Source organism: Sphingomonas sp. OK281, assembly GCF_900115295.1.
GTDB lineage: Bacteria > Pseudomonadota > Alphaproteobacteria > Sphingomonadales > Sphingomonadaceae > Sphingomonas.
The window spans coordinates 111,122-127,609 of record NZ_FOVZ01000008.1; the positions used below are offsets into that span (position 1 = coordinate 111,122).

Here is a 16,488-nt window from a genome sequence, read left to right on the forward strand (position 1 = left end):
GTTTTGCTCCATCGCTTGACGATCCTGCCAAATCTCAAGCCTCAGCCGAAGGAGGATATGATGAAAGTGCAGGATATGATGCGGGGGTACGACTATGACCTCCCGCTATATGACGTGCTGAACAACAGCGGCACCAACGAGAACGGCGACTCCGAAATATCGACTGATCGGCGGGTGCTGGCAGGCGCCACGATCGGGATCGGCCTCGACGTCGCCTATTTCGCCATCACGGAGATGCAGGAAGCTTTCACCGCACTGGCGAGCGAAACGAGCAACGGCATGGGCCGTGGCGAGGGGCACAAGGATCTCGAAGAGATCCTGCGCGACAAGAGCCCGTTCCAGATGCGGCTTTGGTACCTGCTATACGACACGCCTATCGAGCAGGCGATTACAGAACTCGCCTGGTTGCAGAGCCTGACGTACCGTCGTGGTCGGATGTGCATGGTGATGCGCGAGCAGAAGCTCGCGGTGATCTACGCCACGAACGCCCAGTTGTGCGAGAGCCTGACGGCTGCGCAGATCATGGCCAACGTGACGACCGAGGGCTGACGATAGTCAGCCCGGTCAGGCGACCAGGGCGAGCAGACTCTCCGGGTGATGTGGCCGGCACCGGGAGACACGGAAAGGCTGAATGGGATTTTCGGTGCGGACCACAAACTGGTCGACGCCGGTGCTCTCACGAAGCTGGATAGCCACGGCGTAGGCGTTCTCGAGTGAACTCAGTGAACCTCGTCGGGCTGAAAGTGCAATGACGGTCATGGTGATGTCCCTTCGGGGTGAAGTCCTTCGGGTGAAGTCCTTCGGGTGAAGTGCCGTATGGCGGGTGGAACGGCCGACAGGCTCGTTCATGGAAAATTGACGACGATCCGTATATCGAGGGTGGTGGACCGGATTCGACGCAGATGCGTTAAGCCAGTCTATCCACCGTTTCGACGGAGGATCCTTCGATCGACGGGGTCGGGACCGCTGCTATCGGTTCCGGCCCTGTTTTCGTAAGCGGAAACCGTCGGCGTCAGCTGAGCCAATTCTCCACGCGAAGACCCCGAATGCGTGTGAACTCGCCGACATTAGCGGTGACCAGCGTGGCACCCAGCGCATAGGCGTGAGCTGCGATCAGGAGGTCGTTGGGGCCGATCGGTTTGCCAGCGGCTTCAAGCTCGGCGCGGATCCCGCCATATTCGGCGTCGGCCGGGACATCGAGCGGAAGGATCTCGAGCCCGCCCAGAATGGCTTCGACTTGCTGGAGCAGGCGAGGGGACCCCTTACGGGCGCAACCATAGCGCAGTTCGGCCGCGGTGATGATGCTGACACACAGATTGTCGCTCCCGATCTCGACGATCTTATCAAACACCGCGCCTTGCGGATTTCGAACCAGGTCGGAGACGATGTTGGTATCGAGCATGTAGCGTGAGCCTGTCACAGGTCGACGGCCCTGAGCGGGAGCAGCGTAGCATCGAGATCCTCTGGAAACAGATCTTCAGAGGCGAGGGGGGTTAGCCCTTTCAGGATGTCGAGAAGACGGGCCTTGGGTTCGGGTTCGATGATAAGCTTGTTGCCTTCCTTGTGGATAAGCACACGGCTTCCCGAAAATTCGAACTCGGCGGGAATTCGCACTGCCTGACTGCGATTGTTGCGAAACAGCCTGGCTTCGCGCACGTCGAAATTAGCAGATGTCTGGGTCACGACGCCTCCTTTGTATATGCCATGTATATACTCGCTTGGACTGACGTTCAATCGCGATGAGCGATGGCGTCGTAGTTACGTCCGTGCCGTCCGTCTCAGGTGGCCTGGGCGTGGGAAGGGCGTAGCTTTATGCGGTCCTGGCCTCGGTTGCTGCTTGAGACGGCTCCCGGCGAAAGCCGGAACAAAGCCATGCAAAATCAATGCTGAATATCTGCTAAATTATTGATTTAACATAAGATATATTATCAATCCGAGCGATCCTCGCGGCTCTGGGGCACCTCAAGGCAGTTCGTAGAATTACCGTCGTCGTATGCGACGCGGCCTCGATCTCGATCCGGTGAAGCCCAACTCGATCAGATTGGCAACGCGCGCATCACGCGCCGAAACGCTGGTCTCACCTAGCACGACGACCACGATACGCCGACCTCGACGCATCGCCGACGCTGCGAGATTGTAGCCGGCGTCGGACGTGTACCCGGTCTTGATGCCGTCGACGCCCGCAACCCGACCGAGCAGATGGTTGTGATTGCCAATGCGACGCGATCTCCACTGGATCGTACGCTTGCTGAACCGGGCATATTGCCGCGGAAAGCGCCTGACGATGGCGCGCGCGAGCTTCGCCATGTCGCTCGCCGTTGTCATGTTACCAGCGCTGGTCAGTCCCGATGCGTTTGCAAACCGCGTATTCCGCATCCCAAGCTGGCGCGCCTTTGCCGTCATCAGTCTGGCAAATTTCGGCTCACTACCTGCAATGCGTTCGGCCACGGCAACGGCCAGGTCGTTCGACGAGATCGCTGCGATAGCATCCAGCGCCTTGCCGACTGTGATCCTTCCACCTGCAGCTATACCCAAGTGCGTCGCCGGCTGGCGCGCCGCCCGGCGGGATATCGGCAAAGGGTCACTTGGTCGTAAGCGGCCGTCGGCAAGAGCTTCGAATGCGAGATACAGCGTCATCAGCTTGGTCAGTGAAGCGGGCCGTCTCGCTGCATCCGGCGCCTCCGAAAACAGAACGGTACCGGTTGAGGCATCGACCACAATCTCAGAGACGCGAGATCGGGCATATGCCGCCTGCACAGGTAGGCCGAATGCCAAGCTGGCAACGATAAAACAGATCTGCGAACGCCGTAGAGAACTGAAAACATGCCGAAGTTGGTATCCTCAATGAGCCTTGAGGATGCCAACTCTGACCTGACTGCTGCCTTAAGCGGCACGCTTCGAAAGGTGCCTCGGAGCGACCGCTACTCGAGGTCACTTTCTGTCACTGTTATCAGATTGGCCGTTGGCCGCAGCTCGGCGAGATCAGCGCAGATATCGAGAATTTCGTCGCTGAACCGCTCGAACAGTTCCAGGGCGTCATTGTCTGGTTCGTCGCCGCTCACTTCACGCAAAACGGCGTATTTCACGGCAAAATCGCGGTCGTCGCTGTCGATTTCGGCGGTAAACTCGACCTGCTTTTCGCGGTCGTTGTCGACCAGGCTGTCTTGATCAATCGTGAGACGGTTCGCCATGTATCACTGCTTCCTCGGTTGGCAGGCTCCCCTGCCCCAAGGTTACGTGGCGCGCAAACTTAGCAAAGGCTGATCCCGCGGTACGTTGCATCGTCTACGATGATTTTGGCAGTTCCCGGCCCGACGATCGTGTTCACCTTCCCCAGCGTCGTATCGATCGTGTCCCCTGGAAACATGATCTCGACCACATGGGATTTCGGGACCGGGAGGCCATCCGCGTCGATTACCATCGGCGCCGGTAGCAATTGAACACGAAAGGTAGGAATGTCGGAATTGGTCATGGTGCCTTCTCCGGCCTAATGGATCAGTGTCAATGCCCAGGGGCTGCAACGTAGAAACCGTTCCAGCATGGGGCAGGAGTAAACACAGTCGCCTTAGAAAACTGCGATCAAAGCCGGTAAGTCGGTCATGGACTTGGCACATGACCGCCGGGCTTATAGGCATGGGCGCGTTAATCATCGACGCAATCTCGAAAGTCAGGTTTCATGCAGGTCATCGTCCGCGACAACAACGTCGACCAGGCTCTTCGCGTTCTGAAAAAGAAGCTGCAGCGCGAAGGCGTCTACCGCGAGATGAAGCTGCGCCGCCATTTCGAGAAACCGTCGGAGAAGCGCGCTCGCGAACACGCAGCGGCCGTTAGCCGGGCGCGCAAGGCCGATCGCAAACGCGCCGAAAAGGATCAGTAAGCCTCAGGGTTTGGTTAGACCGTCACCGTGTGGGTGCGTGCTGTTTGCTCAGGCGGCGTACAACAGAGACGAGCTTCGCCATCGCGGGGTCACGGATCGGCTCGGCGAGCCGCATCTCCCTGCTTCGTCCGTCGATCGTCAGGCCAACCGTATACGTGCGCGCATCCGGCCTCGCTATATCAGTCGATGGCTCGCAACCGAAGAAGTCAGCCTGGTCGGCAAGGCTGGTGAGTTCCTGACGCTCGGGCGTTGCGAGGTCGCCGAACGAAATGGCCTGTTCCTTCGCAAGCCCTGGAAAATGGGCAAGGCCTCCCTCGATCCGTACCCGGGCTTCGCCCGTCACGGTCTCGTCGCAAGCCTTGCCCATCTGCATCAGATCACTCCAACCGTTGTCCATGCTTCGGCGACGGCTGTCGTCTCGGCACTGTCCGTACCGTGCAAACGCCGCGCGACGTCGATCGTGACGCGGGCAAAGCCGGCGAAGTCCGTGTTGGCCCGCGTATTGGGGTCCAGCAGCGCATTGTACCATATCCGACCGGCACGGTCCCATGCGTTTCTACCGATCGTCGTCGCGGCCAGGTAGAAGGCCCGGTTGGGGATACCGGAGTTGATATGAACCCCGCCATTGTCCTGATTGGTGCGGACGAAATTGTCCATGTGGCCGGGCTGCGGGTCCTTGCCGAGGACAGGATCGTCATAGGCCGTGCCGGGCTCCTTCATCGACCGCAGCGCGACGCCGTTGACCGCCGAAGTCAGCAGTCCGGCACCAATGAGCCAGTCCGCCTGGTCGGCTGTCTGGCCCAGCAGCTTCTGCTTCACCAGGCTGCCGAACACGTCAGAGATGCTCTCGTTGAGCGCGCCCGACTGGTTGAAGTAGGCAAGCCCTGCCTCCCTCTCGGTGACGCCGTGGGTAAGCTCGTGACCAATGACATCGAGCGCGATCGTGAAGCGGTTGAACAGCTCGCCATCACCATCGCCGAACACCATCTGAGCGCCGTCCCAGAAAGCGTTGTCATAGTCCTGGTCGTAATGGACTGTCGCATCGAGGGGCAGCCCGGCATCGTCGATCGAGTTGCGCTGATAGGCTTCCCAGAACAACGCGAACGTTGCACCCAAGCCATCATACGCCTCGTCGACTACGATATCGCCTGTTGGTCCCTCCCCTTCGCGCCGCACGACCACAGAACCAGGCGCTTCAGGTTCGCCGCCAGCGTCTCGGATCGTTCGGAGCGGACTGGGGACAAGGATGTTGCCCGCAGCCGACCGCCGTCGGGCAAGATCTCCGTTGACGGGGCCCGCCGTACTTGCCCGGACGATCCGGATGGTCGGGTCGATCATCAGGCTGTGCATCGCCATTGCGCGCAGCGCAGGTGAACCGTTCTCGGCGATCTTGGAGAGGATGTAGGGCGGCAGGATGCAGTGAAGCGAATGCCGATGCGTGGACATGCACATGATCGTGTCTCCTTATCAATTAGCGGCGGGAGTGGCGAAGCGCGAAGGGGACGAGCGCGACCCACATGATGGTGATGAAAGCGAGAAACTGGCTGGTCTGCGCCGGGCCGCCCGGGAGGTAGCCAAAGCCCCCCAGCGAGGCAGCGTAGAGCTCGAACGAAATAACCGACACGCCGATTGCCAGCACATCTGCATCTCCCCCTCTCTCCTCCTGCGTTCCGAACCAGCGCAACGCGATGACGAACAGCGTGATGATGACGATCAGGATCAAGCGAATGACGATGTCGTTGCCCGCGATGCCTATGGCGAGGGGGTAAAGCGTTACCGCCTCGACCGGGAATAGCTTCACTAGGCTGGTGTAATATGGCTCGGGCGTTGGATCGGGCTGGCGCCCGGGTCTTACCAACGGCGTTGATGATCGTCGAAGCCGCAGCGCGCCGCGCAGGGCTGGCCGAGCGGACGCCACCCCATCATTAGCAAACGCCGCAATCGCGCGCTGTACGGCTGCCGCGTACCGCGACACCTCTGCATCGCCTGGTGTAAGTGCCGCGCCGATCGCCGTCGCCTGTTCGCAGCGATCCAGGATCGTCGCGAACGCCGGTCGGTCCACGGCCTCGGGGCTGTGCAACGAAGCGAACCGATCGCGTTCGTTACCGAGAGCCGTGCGTAAGCCGAATATCGTATCGAAGAAGCGCGGGAGATAGCGGGGGTTCTCGGTCAGTCCCTGAAGCTGATCGATAAGCGCATCTGCAGCCTCCACGGCCTGGGTAAAGGTGGTCATCGGATCCTCCTCAGGCGGGGGTGGCGATCGACGCGATCAGTCCGAGCGCGCGGGTGATGCGATCGATGTTCAGTCGAGCCGCGGCACGGCGCTGCTGCGGCGATAAGCGACCGGCCAAGGCATCCCTCAGCCCGGTCTGGGCTTTCGCGGCGAGATCAATGGCGTCTGCGACTTCAGCCGCTCGTACGGGTCCCTGCTTCGCGGCCTCGCGGGCGGCAAAAACACGGATCGCAAGCTGCTCGCGCTGTTCGGCCGACAGATTGGTGCGGTTGCGAAGGTACAAGCATGGGGCCGTCGATCATGTCGGTCATTGTCCGACTCTCCTTGTTGATCCGACAGTCGATGTTCCATATATGTTCTTTGTAGGACAGCGCTATTTGCGGCCGTTACAGCCTAATATCTTCGGCCTCGGTAATCAGCACCCGGACAGCGTCGCCGGTCGCCTTCTCCTCGTTCGAGAATCCGTCGAACTCCCGCAACGACCCAAAGTCGAGGTTCGTCAGGCCTTCTATCGCGAGGACTGATCGCTGATAGGTCTTGAACGCTCCGAACAGGAGCGACTGCGCGTCTAGATCGACATCATGATCGATCAGATAGGCGGAGGCCGATGGACGACCGTCGTCATGGATGAAGGCCACGACCTTCCAATAAGCCAGCCGAATAGCGACGCCGCGGTAAACCGGATCATTGCCCCTGAAGACTGGCCCCGTAAAAACGGTCGCACGTTCGCCGACCCGGCGCGTGTTGCTGAGAATATAGTCCTCGAGGCTCAACCAGGATCGCTGATTGAAGACCGAGAGCTGTGGCGCGCAGTTGGTGAAATGGAAGGTATCGCGGTTGGCTACGCTGGCGGTCTGGCCCCAGTTGGGATCTTCGCGCCGCACAAGATGGCCGCGATCGAAATCGTTGTCGGCATATAGCTCATCCCCCGCCTGGGCTGCTTCGGGAATGCGTCCGTCGAACGCCCACGGATCACCGCCGCGCGGTACCGAGACGCTGGCGCTTCCATCGATATTGACGGCGGTGAACAGGGCTAGACGACGGCTTTTCGACATGACGACTGAGAAATGCTCGTAGTCCAAGCGACTACTATCGCTCTCGGGAACTGACAGAACGTCCTCGGCGATGGCCGTCGCGTCAGGAAGCGACACCCTAAATTCGGTAAGAAAGTCTTCGAGGTAACCCGCGCCCACGGAACGTGCCTGGTTCGGACGTCCTGACCCCCTCCGGTTCGAACGGCAGCAAGCCAGGGTTCGAACGCCCCAGTTGCTGAAGGTCCGCCAAGCGGGGTCGATATGACAGGTTGATCATGGTGATCCTCTTTCTTTCGCTTCCATCAGTGACCAGTATGCTTGCTCCGCGGCGTCGTTGTTACATCCGGATGGGACGGCTCAGGATCAAACGCATAAGGGCGCGAAGCGGCGAACTCGCGGCATCACGTGCGGCACCGCCCGGCTTTTCACAGCATCAACCCCTACCGGATCACGGCTCTGGGAGGCCGCGTTGTAGCCGCGTTGCCACGCAGCGCGCAGACGACTGCCGCGCCGGCCGCTGGGGCTATCGTTACCCATGACGAAGCAGCGCCATCCCGCTTTCTGGGCTTCCCACAAATCGTCAACCGGCTGCGGTGAAAGCAGCACCATAGCCTTCGGCGAGCGTGCCGCCTTCGGCCTCGATCCGGATCAGGTGGCCGCGGCGCGGCGCTGGACCGACATGGCGGGCGGTGAACTCCCCGAGCTTGCCAGTCAGACCTTTTATGGCCTTGCCCCAACGGATGTGGCCGGCACCCAGATTGTCCGTGCCGTCGTAGCCTCGGTCGAGCCAGCAGCGCAGGTGCGCACGCTGTTGCAGGAGCGAGTTTTGCGATCGCTCCATGTTCGCACACAGCGGCAGTGCGCTTGCGAAGGCGTCGACGATGCGAAGGTAGTCGCCCTGTACCGCGATCAGGACGTCGTCGAAATCGTGTCCACTGAGGATGGCGCGGAGGGCATCGCCGTGGCTAGGATCGGCGATCATTTCGTCGGCGCGGTAAGCCGCGATCGGCACCTTCGTCTCGACCGGGCAGCCATTCACGACGAAGCCGTCATGGCGGTCGATCGTGACTATCGTCATGGCCTCGGTGCCGGGTCGGGCGCGGATCTCATCAACGAGGCGCAGACTCGAGACGCGCATCAACCCTGGCGTCACCTCTTCGATCGTGGCGTCAGAGACAATCAGCAGACGCCTTGACCACCGCGTTGGGCGAGCATGATCGTTTCGCTTGGGCGAGCTGCTCGGCGCCGGTCGTGCCCTCGGCGGTAGCGGCGCTGCCGGACGTTGATTATCCCGGCGAATGGCGGCGAGGTTGCTGCGTCGCGCGGCGTCGAACAGGTCGGCCTGGTCACCGCCACCATCGGCAAAACCACGGTCATAGGCCTCGCGCTTGGCGTCCTGCCGTCGCGAGCCATCGGCGCAAAAGCGATGCTCCCAACCGGCATCGGCCGCGGTCCAGCCGCTCGCGTAGGCAACGGCCAGATCCCAGTCATAGCCGTAGCGATCCCGGCCATGCAGGATCGCAATCTCGCTATCGACAATCGTCCCTTCACGGGCGCGCGATTCCATGAAGGCGAAGTTCCGGGTCTGCCGTTCGGCCTCCGTCTTGGCGGCTATCGCGTCGTTCAATGGCTTCATCGCCGCGATACGTTCGCGTCCCCTTGCCATCCGGTCCTCCAGTGGCGCCGTGGGTGGCAAATCCGGAAAGGATCGCCAGATCAGGGCCAGCTCGGTTGCCTGTTCGACCGACTGGCCACGCGTCAGCCAGCAACGCATATCGGTGGAATCAAAATAGTCCGGCTCTACGGCCTCGGCGTCACGCGGTGACCGGACAAGGGGGAACGCTCCCGCCGGGACGATCCCGGTGGGCTGCGATTGCAGCATCAGCAATGGCTCAATCCTTCAGAGGATGGGCGGGATTACGCTTCGACCAGACGTTGGCGCGCGGCCTTCGCTTGTTGCGGAAAGGCCGCTGCGAGGTGGCCGTGAAGGATACCGAAGTCAGCGATCGGGAACGTCCCGTCGGCGTTCGGCCGCGTCGTCAGAAGCGCACCGATCACCAGCTCGACGTGGTCGAGGCGTTCGATCTTGGCGACCGAACCAGCGTAGATGACCGGGGGCGTAAATCCGGCCTCGAGCCATGACCCCAGACCTTCCTCTACCGCCTCGGCATATGCCTGAACGGCTTCGTCTTCCTCGTCCTCGATGTGGAGGGCAAGCGTCCGATAGACGCCAAAGTCATGTCGGTTCGTGTGCGGTCCAAGCTTGCAGCCGGCGGGCGGCATACCGTGCCGCGCTATGATCGCCAGCTTGTAGCCCAAGACCTCGAACGTGTTCACGGCCTCGAAGTCCGGCGTCTGGCCGAGTTGGGCGCAGTCCTCGTTGGCCGGTGCGCCACCAATATCGATAATGTAGGACATGGGGTATCTCCATCGATCCACTTGGATCAACCCAAACACCATCCCTCTTCCCTCTAACCGCCGCGAAGCGTGGTGCTCAAGATCGATAAAGGAACCGCTGCGCCGGTCCGTCGACAGACCCGAGCGTCTTGAGGCGGTCGGTCTCAAGCGTAGCGCCGAGCGTTTCCGGCAGGTTGGCATAGCGGCCAGCAATCTCGATCGCCGCTGCTGCGGTCGGTAGCTCGTCGGGCTCAGTACCCTGCCATTCGACCATGTCTTCCTCGCCTTTCATGGTCGGGTGAGGACGCAGGACCTGCACGAAGAACGTCGCCAGGGGACGATCCCAACCGATCGCTACGGTGGTGCCGGCGTTGCCGGTGAATGTATGACGGCTCATCGATTAATCCCCCAATCGGTCAGGAAGCGAGCGTAATCCACGCAAGCTGCCACGGGCGCGGATGCGGCGTAAAGCGGAGTACGCCAGGGACCTGTTCAGCATCACCAGCCAGCCGCTCGACCAGCCAGTCGATATAGAGGATGGCATCGGCCATATCCCCGTCGAGCAGGTCGTCGAGCATCGCCGACTGGCGCGCGTGATCCTCGGTGAGCATCGACCAGTCGAGCGCATCAAGGAAACGCTCCCGTCGCTCGATGAAGTGCGCAATGCGCGTGGCGTCGGCTCGTGCAACCGCGAGCGCGTCTTGGATGTGCATGGGCATCACTCCTTCAGGCGGCGATCAGGACCGGGGCGACAGGCGCGACCGGGCGGACTGCGATCGACAGATCACGGCGCAGGCGATCAGCGAAGCGGTCCGGCTTCAGCAGATCGGCCATCGGCGCGTAGTGGTTGGGCTGGCTCGTGCTATCGCAGACAGCCCGGTACGCTACCTCGCGACCCTCGTGACGTGCGCCGATCCTGACGGTGACGGCAAACTCGCCGGCCGCCAGCAGGACATGGCCAGATTGATCGCGTTCCCCCTGAAGCGACACTACCTCGAATGTCCCCGGTGCCAGGCCAATGCAGACGGCGAGGGCGTTCATCGCCTCGGTCGCTTCGATATGAAAACGCTCCTTGGCGCCGGCGTCATATTCCACGCCGCGGATTGCGAGCGCCAGCAGCGTCGGGAACCGCTTCAGGTCTTCGAGGCGGCGCCTGCAGGCGTGGCGAAGTACCTCGCGGGGCGCACGATTGGTCGACACGGTTGCCATGTGACGCGCCAGCAGGACGACAGCGGGGTCGCTGTTGGGATCGACGCCGGCATTGCGGCAGTCGTCGACCGCTTTTCCCATTGCGTGCAATGTCGCAACGACGGTGGTGAGGGCGCTCGGGTCCAGCGCTTGTTGGTGGCGGAAAGGCACATCGTAAATCATCGACGCATGCTCCGATTGAGGACCGTGCGCTCTTTCGGCGCACACTCTTCACCCCCCTCTCTTCTCCCGCGACACCCGGTTTGCGCTCGTATCGTCAGCCCATCAGGGCTGGGCGCTTGGGCACGTCTCGGGAAAGATGTTGCCGGATTTGGCAACATCTTTCCGGCCTTTAGTCGGCCCCCTACCCCCTCCGTTGACCAGAGGGGGTAGGGCGACGACGCTCCCGATCGTCACGGCACCAGTTCGACATCAAGAGCCGCAAAGGTGTTGATCGGGCGGGAGCTGTCGTAGCGTCCTGCATCACACAGGCCTTTGAAGTCCGGGCCTTCATACTGTGCAAAGCCCAGATGATCGCAGCCGGTGATGCGCTGCCCAGTGACGCCGACCTTGCCCTTGGGCACCCAGTCGGCCCAATCTCCGGACGCTGAGCGTACCCCGATCTCTCCGATCGCGGCCTCGTAGAGCGCTACCTTCTTCAGGACATAGCTATCGCTTGGGCTGATAACCTCGCCGGTGAAGGCACCGTATTGCATCGGCCGCCAGTGACGTGCCGTTTGATGGGCAAGGTTGCGCTCGATGTCGAACAGCGGGTCTTTTAGCGCTGCGAACTCGGTCTCGAACCCGATGACTACCAGCGACCAGTTTACGTCTTCCTCGTAGTAGATGCTGTCGAGGCGCAGGGGCTCGGGCATCGCAGCCTGACGCTCATCCGACAGGACGAAGCCACCATGCGAGGGGGTGGTAACGAACCAGATGCCTGGCAGGCGCTGGATCGCGGTATCGGGAGCGTCCCAGAGCGTATGCACGGGCACGAAGGTCGAAGTGAAAGCGGGCATGATCGTCTCCTTGATCGATGCCCTTCCCCTCCCCCTTCTCTCCCACGCGATTCAGCGCTCTCGGCTGCTTTTGCCCCGGGCCTCGCATGAGAGGCGTTCGCCGCGACGCCATTTTGCCGGCTCGATGAAGTAGCCGGCATGCACGCCGGCATGTCTGGCCTCGGCGTTTTCATAAGCGGCGAGATAACGCTGGGCACGCTCAGGGTCACTCTTCAGGTAGCTGGTCGCCGGCACGGCAAGGCCGGCAGCGATCATGCTCTCGCCAAGGTCCTGGCCTCCGATCTCGACCGTTCCAATCGGACGACCGTAGCTTTGCTTGCCCGTCAGGCGGATCGTACTGCTTCCCGATTTCAGCAGCTTCGACGCATAGTCCTGTGCCGCCTTGCCGCACGGCCAGCAGCCATCCGTATTTCGACACAATTGCCTCTTCTCGAAGGCATCGGCCCCAAAAATCCGGACGTCGAACGATACGGTGTCACCGTCGATCGCGCGACCGTCAGCTCGGATCATCGACGGGTCTTCGGCCTGGGACGCGGCCCCTCCGCAGGCGGCAAGGGCAAAAGCGAGGACAAGGGTCATGCGCATGCGCGTGCGTCCTGGATCAGGGCGTCGGTCGTCTCGAGGATCAGCCACGGCTGCAGCGGCTCGCCCGTAGCGACGATGTCGGTGTGAATTTCGTCAAGGCGCATCCATGCGGCGACCCTGACGGCGTTGGACCTGCTGCACAGCACACGGCGCAGCGGCGAGAGGGGAGTGTCGGCAGACATGGGGATATCCATTATGGTGGTGTCGCATACGCGGTAGGGGCCGCGAAGACGGTGCGGTGAACTTTGGTTTCGGGGACGACAGACCAGGCCAGGTCGCGGAAGTGCGAGATGCGGTAGTGGCCGTGCCCCTTGTCACTCCGGAAGGTGATCTTCTCGCCGCGTTTCACGACGATGAACTCGGTGCCGGTATGGCCGTCGCTGAACGAAACCGGGCGGGGAAGTTTGATCCGCATCCCGTTATCGATTTTGCGGGCGTGCAGCCTTAGCCGAGCGAGGCAACGGCGCCGCCAATCCAGCGCGCTCTCTTTGCTGGTTGGCGACAGGAGACGCAGAATCCGGGCAGGGCATCCGGCCTGGCAGGGGCCCATAGATTCCTCCATGTCCTTGTACGCAAATACGTATCCGTCTCTGGCCTTGGGGTTCCAGCGGACCAGACACACCAGTGCGATGACGTAGAGCGGCTCGTCGTCTGAAATAATCTCAGCTGCTGCGTACCAGACGCGGTTTCCGACGAACGCGCTGTCGATAACGCGCATGCCGCGCGTGCCGCCACCATCCAGCGCACGGCTGTAGGTGAACTGGTCGTCGAGATAGGCCTTGGGGTTCGGGTGGCCGGCCATGCCGGCGCTGGTCATCGAGAGCCAACCCATGTCGTGTTCTCCGGTTCATGCGGCGGCCGTGTTTCTGCTGCAGCCTCGGTCGAGAAGGCGCGAAGGTAGGAGAAGGCCTGTTCGGCCTTGGCGGCGGCGAGGAAGATCGCGGTCTTGTCGGCACGCAGCACCCCCAACCAGTTGGCGAGGTAGGAGGCGTGGCTATCGTGCAGCTCGGTCGAGAGACCGAGATCGCCGCAGATCATGGCCGAGCCAAGCTCAGCGACCAATTCTTCGACGCAATATGCGTTGTCGCCGAAGCGCTTCCCGAAGGTGCGATCGAGCCGGGAGGCATGGCCTGCCCAATGGACGGTCTCGTGTGCCCGAACCGATGCGTATGCGTCGCCTGACTTGAAGCTGCCGGTGTGCGGCATCTGGATATAGTCGAAGGTAGGGTGGAAGAAGGCGCGGTCACCGCCGTGACGGACCTTGGCCGGGATACCGGCAAAGAAGGCGTCGATGCGATCCTGCCGTTCGGAGATCAGCAAAGGGGTCGGTGCGACCTCGCGCGGGTAGTAATAGTCCGGCAGGCCAACGATTTCGTCGGCGTTGAAGACGACATAGGAACGCAGAAAGCGGATCATCTGGTCGGCGGTCGCCCCGAGCAGATTGGGCATTCCGGCCTTGCGGAAGGTCGAGGCATAGACGGAGAAAGACGGTCTGGCATCGCGGTTGATCTCGCCGCCCAGTTCGCGGGCCTGACGGGCGGTCATCCAGTAGCGGCTGCGATAGCCATAGGTGTCGGCGGTCGCCCAGAGCCATAGGGCGTTTATTCCGGTGTACGGAACGCCCTCGTGGCGCAGTGGCCTGCCGCCCTCGCCGGTAACCGACCAGGAGCGCTGCCACGGCAGGGTCCCGGCTTCGAGCCGTGCGATGATGGCGGCGGTGATGTCGGCCGCAATGTCGCGGGTTGTAGCGGTCATGACGCTGTCCTCGTTAGCGGTGAGGAAAGGCACTGCCGGCACCGCGAAGTCGCGGGCCGGCAGTGAGGCTGCTCAGAATTGAACCGTCGTACCGCTATTCGGCCGCGACGATCTCGTTCACATCGTCATCGTTCTGGTGATCGAGTTCGATCTGGGCGCTGCCGTTCGTTTCGACCCCGTCCGTCCCGACATCGTCTGGGCCGTCACCGACCAAAGCGGCAAGATCGTCCTCGCCGGTGTCGTCGCTGTCCGCCTCGATCAGGTCCGCGAGATCGCCCTGCCCGCCTTCGTCTTCGCTCTCACCCGCGACGACAGTGTCGCTGAAGCGCATCGCGGTCGGCACCCATTTCAGGGCAGCTTCCTTGACGTCGGTCTCGACGATCGCTTCGCCAGCGAAGAGCTTCTGGCAGGATGCCGAGATCTCGGTCTTCTTCTCGCTGGCGTGGCGGCTCGACAGCGCTGGGCCTCCGACCTCGTGAAGCAGCGAGATCAACGAACCCTTGGAAACCCGGTCGAAGAAGTTCTCCGACGTCGGACGCCACCAGCTGGCGACATCGACCTCGAGGATGCTGGCCATGCGGCCGTGGAGCGGGTTCTGGCGATTGGAGCCGTAGGACTCCTTGGCCTCCAGCGACGTCGCGACAATGTAGGCCAACCATGCGCTCTTCACCTCGTCGCCGAGCGCGCGGAATGCCTCGAACCGCATGACCTTATTGTCGGACTCGCCCCACGATTCATCGAGCCCGTCCCGTACCTCGGCGAGGTAGTCGCGCGCGCGCGATCCCGGCATGTTGGTCGACAGGATCGGATCCTGCGGGGCATGGGCGCTGATCGTCGTGCCGTCGTTCGTCGAGGTGCCGCGCCGTGCATCCACCATAGCGAACAGCATATAGTCCAGCGCCAGGCCGGGACTTCCGATCAAAGACGCCGCCAGGACATCGCGACGCTGCATCGCGAGTTGGTCGCTCAGGACCTGGCTGAGTGCCTTGCCGCCCGGCGCCGCGTTGTCGGGGTCGACCTCCTTGGGACTGCCTGCCGTCACCGGCGTGACCGCGCCTTCCTCAATCCGGAAGGTCGGCTCCGCCCGGACCCGTTCCGAGCCCTCGCCCTCGCCGTCGGCAACCCCGTCGTCCGTCTCGTCGGCCTCCCCGTTATCACCTTCGACCGGTTCCGGCTCGACCACCGTCACGCGGATCGGCGTTTCGCTGTAATAGGTCTCATCCAGGACCATGGTACCGGTCTGCGACAGCGTCAGAAACGCGCCGACCCGCGACACGAGTTCAGCGGGGAGCACCGAGGGGCGACGTTGCAGCGCTTCGAGTTCCTCGCCAAGCACATCATTCTCTGCGTCGCAAGCGGTGAACGCCTCTTCGGTGAGCTCGTCGTTCTCCATCTCCTGCTGCAGTTCGGCCATGCGCTGCTCGATCTCGTCTGCGCGCTGTGCCTCGGCCGGCGACATCGGCTGGACCGGCAGGGCGATGCGATGGAAGCTGCGGGCCGCATCCCAGGTGCTGTGGCTGGCGACAGGCCGGATCCAGGCAAGACCGCGTTCCTCGCCGATACGCTTCGCTTCCGCTTCCATCATCGCGGCCGCGAGGGTCTGGGCGATCTCGGGGTTGGTCCAACGCTCGCCGGCGTTGCTGAACAGGTCGCGGTCGACGACGCCGCCAGCGGCCTCGTAAGGCTCGACGCCGACCAGGAGCGCGATCGGATCGTTGGCCCGCATCGTGTCGTTGGCGATGACGCGGCGGATTGCATCCGCATTGTAGTGAACCATCGCGCTATAGGTCTGCCAGACGCGCAACTGACGCTCGTGACTGCCGGTCGAGGCGTAGGCCTTGGCCATGTCGAGGGTCAGCTCGCCGTTCGCGAGAGCAGAGAAGATCGGCTCGGCAAGATCGGCGAGGCGGAGGCGACCGTCGATGAAACGGCGGGTTACGCCAAAGCGCTTGGCCACAGCGTCGATATCGGTGCTACCGTTCAGGAAATGCTGGAAGGCGCGGCATTCTTCGGCCGGGCTGAGCTTCATGTGATGGAAGCTGACCGCGAGCGAGGTTTCGGTCAGTTCGGCATCGTCACCCTTCAGGACACGCACCGGCACGTCATACTCGTCGGGATTGATGATACCCCGAGCTACCAGCATGTTGAGCGCACGCCAGCGCCGGCCGCCATCGAACACCTCGAACGTCCCGCGTGGCCGCGTGACCGGCGTAACGAGCAGGTTCTGGAGGACGCCGCGGGCTTCGAGATCGGCTGCGAACGGCTCGATCTGCAGCGATTCATCGGGCGCGGTGCGGACGTTGCTGGCGGAGAGGCGGAGCTTCGAGAGTTTCACGGACTGGATCATGGGAAATTACCCTTCGTTTCTGAGCATCCGAATATTTTCGGACACCATCTCCC

24 protein-coding genes are annotated in these 16,488 nt (G+C 62.3%); 2 read left to right on the forward strand and 22 right to left on the reverse strand.

Annotated elements, in window-relative coordinates:
- The first annotated feature begins 60 nt into the window (after positions 1 to 60).
- On the forward strand, positions 61 to 549 hold the full coding sequence (locus tag BM244_RS20620; protein ID WP_139227014.1) for a hypothetical protein: 489 nt from the start codon (positions 61 to 63) through the stop codon (positions 547 to 549).
- A 15-nt stretch (positions 550 to 564) separates the two neighbouring features.
- Here the strand turns inward: BM244_RS20620 and BM244_RS20625 are convergent, their stop codons facing one another.
- The 6 genes from BM244_RS20625 to BM244_RS20650 form a co-directional block, all read right to left on the reverse strand.
- The gene (locus tag BM244_RS20625; protein ID WP_093400845.1) at positions 565 to 759 is read right to left on the reverse strand and encodes a hypothetical protein; all 195 of its coding nucleotides are present in this window, start codon (positions 757 to 759) and stop codon (positions 565 to 567) included.
- Positions 760 to 1,012: 253 nt separating this feature from the next.
- Positions 1,013 to 1,402 (reverse strand): type II toxin-antitoxin system VapC family toxin, encoded by a 390-nt coding sequence (locus BM244_RS20630; protein WP_093400797.1) that lies wholly within the window; start codon positions 1,400 to 1,402, stop codon positions 1,013 to 1,015.
- A gap of 14 nt (positions 1,403 to 1,416) precedes the next feature.
- A complete protein-coding gene (locus tag BM244_RS20635; RefSeq protein WP_254784678.1) occupies positions 1,417 to 1,683 on the reverse strand; it encodes an antitoxin in 267 nt (88 codons plus the stop codon).
- Between the two features lie 297 nt (positions 1,684 to 1,980).
- Positions 1,981 to 2,757 (reverse strand): D-alanyl-D-alanine carboxypeptidase family protein, encoded by a 777-nt coding sequence (locus tag BM244_RS20640; protein WP_368086098.1) that lies wholly within the window; start codon positions 2,755 to 2,757, stop codon positions 1,981 to 1,983.
- A 164-nt stretch (positions 2,758 to 2,921) separates the two neighbouring features.
- Positions 2,922 to 3,191: a DUF1488 family protein gene (locus BM244_RS20645; RefSeq protein ID WP_093400799.1), complete on the reverse strand. Its 270-nt coding sequence runs from the start codon at positions 3,189 to 3,191 to the stop codon at positions 2,922 to 2,924.
- A gap of 59 nt (positions 3,192 to 3,250) precedes the next feature.
- The gene (locus tag BM244_RS20650; protein ID WP_093400800.1) at positions 3,251 to 3,472 is read right to left on the reverse strand and encodes a hypothetical protein; all 222 of its coding nucleotides are present in this window, start codon (positions 3,470 to 3,472) and stop codon (positions 3,251 to 3,253) included.
- Between the two features lie 204 nt (positions 3,473 to 3,676).
- On the opposite strand from BM244_RS20650, the gene rpsU reads away from it, so the two are divergent.
- Positions 3,677 to 3,877, forward strand: a complete 201-nt coding sequence (gene rpsU / locus BM244_RS20655) for a 30S ribosomal protein S21 (protein ID WP_056483632.1) — start codon at positions 3,677 to 3,679, stop codon at positions 3,875 to 3,877.
- A gap of 22 nt (positions 3,878 to 3,899) precedes the next feature.
- Here the strand turns inward: rpsU and BM244_RS20660 are convergent, their stop codons facing one another.
- From BM244_RS20660 to BM244_RS20740, 16 genes are all read right to left on the reverse strand, one after another.
- Positions 3,900 to 4,250: a protealysin inhibitor emfourin gene (locus BM244_RS20660; RefSeq protein WP_093400801.1), complete on the reverse strand. Its 351-nt coding sequence runs from the start codon at positions 4,248 to 4,250 to the stop codon at positions 3,900 to 3,902.
- Entirely contained in the window at positions 4,250 to 5,323 is a 1,074-nt protein-coding gene (locus BM244_RS20665; RefSeq protein WP_254784682.1) for a M4 family metallopeptidase, read from the reverse strand. The genes BM244_RS20660 and BM244_RS20665 overlap by 1 nt, the downstream gene beginning before the upstream one ends.
- A gap of 25 nt (positions 5,324 to 5,348) precedes the next feature.
- Positions 5,349 to 6,110 carry a hypothetical protein gene (locus BM244_RS20670; protein ID WP_093400803.1) on the reverse strand — a complete coding sequence of 254 codons (762 nt, stop codon included), beginning with the start codon at positions 6,108 to 6,110 and terminating at the stop codon, positions 5,349 to 5,351.
- Between the two features lie 10 nt (positions 6,111 to 6,120).
- Positions 6,121 to 6,393 carry a hypothetical protein gene (locus tag BM244_RS20675; RefSeq protein WP_093400804.1) on the reverse strand — a complete coding sequence of 91 codons (273 nt, stop codon included), beginning with the start codon at positions 6,391 to 6,393 and terminating at the stop codon, positions 6,121 to 6,123.
- A gap of 103 nt (positions 6,394 to 6,496) precedes the next feature.
- A complete protein-coding gene (locus BM244_RS20680; RefSeq protein ID WP_217649184.1) occupies positions 6,497 to 7,192 on the reverse strand; it encodes a DNA/RNA non-specific endonuclease in 696 nt (231 codons plus the stop codon).
- Between the two features lie 532 nt (positions 7,193 to 7,724).
- On the reverse strand, positions 7,725 to 9,032 hold the full coding sequence (locus BM244_RS20690) for a hypothetical protein (protein WP_139227016.1): 1,308 nt from the start codon (positions 9,030 to 9,032) through the stop codon (positions 7,725 to 7,727).
- A 29-nt stretch (positions 9,033 to 9,061) separates the two neighbouring features.
- On the reverse strand, positions 9,062 to 9,562 hold the full coding sequence (locus tag BM244_RS20695; protein WP_093400807.1) for a hypothetical protein: 501 nt from the start codon (positions 9,560 to 9,562) through the stop codon (positions 9,062 to 9,064).
- Between the two features lie 76 nt (positions 9,563 to 9,638).
- Complete coding sequence (locus tag BM244_RS20700) at positions 9,639 to 9,938, reverse strand: hypothetical protein (protein WP_093400808.1); 300 nt, start codon at positions 9,936 to 9,938, stop codon at positions 9,639 to 9,641.
- Between the two features lie 19 nt (positions 9,939 to 9,957).
- Positions 9,958 to 10,254, reverse strand: a complete 297-nt coding sequence (locus BM244_RS20705; RefSeq protein ID WP_093400809.1) for a hypothetical protein — start codon at positions 10,252 to 10,254, stop codon at positions 9,958 to 9,960.
- Positions 10,255 to 10,267: 13 nt separating this feature from the next.
- Positions 10,268 to 10,831: a hypothetical protein gene (locus tag BM244_RS20710; RefSeq protein WP_254784683.1), complete on the reverse strand. Its 564-nt coding sequence runs from the start codon at positions 10,829 to 10,831 to the stop codon at positions 10,268 to 10,270.
- A 311-nt stretch (positions 10,832 to 11,142) separates the two neighbouring features.
- Positions 11,143 to 11,748 (reverse strand): DUF7007 domain-containing protein, encoded by a 606-nt coding sequence (locus tag BM244_RS20715; protein WP_093400810.1) that lies wholly within the window; start codon positions 11,746 to 11,748, stop codon positions 11,143 to 11,145.
- 51 nt (positions 11,749 to 11,799) lie between these two features.
- On the reverse strand, positions 11,800 to 12,333 hold the full coding sequence (locus BM244_RS20720; protein ID WP_093400811.1) for a thermonuclease family protein: 534 nt from the start codon (positions 12,331 to 12,333) through the stop codon (positions 11,800 to 11,802).
- A complete protein-coding gene (locus BM244_RS20725) occupies positions 12,324 to 12,515 on the reverse strand; it encodes a hypothetical protein (protein WP_139227017.1) in 192 nt (63 codons plus the stop codon). Before BM244_RS20725 ends, BM244_RS20720 begins: the two co-directional genes overlap by 10 nt.
- An 11-nt stretch (positions 12,516 to 12,526) precedes the next feature.
- Positions 12,527 to 13,165 carry a DUF6927 domain-containing protein gene (locus tag BM244_RS20730; RefSeq protein WP_093400813.1) on the reverse strand — a complete coding sequence of 213 codons (639 nt, stop codon included), beginning with the start codon at positions 13,163 to 13,165 and terminating at the stop codon, positions 12,527 to 12,529.
- The gene (locus BM244_RS20735) at positions 13,147 to 14,088 is read right to left on the reverse strand and encodes an ArdC family protein (RefSeq protein WP_093400814.1); all 942 of its coding nucleotides are present in this window, start codon (positions 14,086 to 14,088) and stop codon (positions 13,147 to 13,149) included. Before BM244_RS20735 ends, BM244_RS20730 begins: the two co-directional genes overlap by 19 nt.
- Before the next feature lie 94 nt (positions 14,089 to 14,182).
- The gene (locus BM244_RS20740) at positions 14,183 to 16,435 is read right to left on the reverse strand and encodes a ParB/RepB/Spo0J family partition protein (RefSeq protein WP_093400815.1); all 2,253 of its coding nucleotides are present in this window, start codon (positions 16,433 to 16,435) and stop codon (positions 14,183 to 14,185) included.
- Between the last annotated feature and the right edge of the window lie 53 nt (positions 16,436 to 16,488).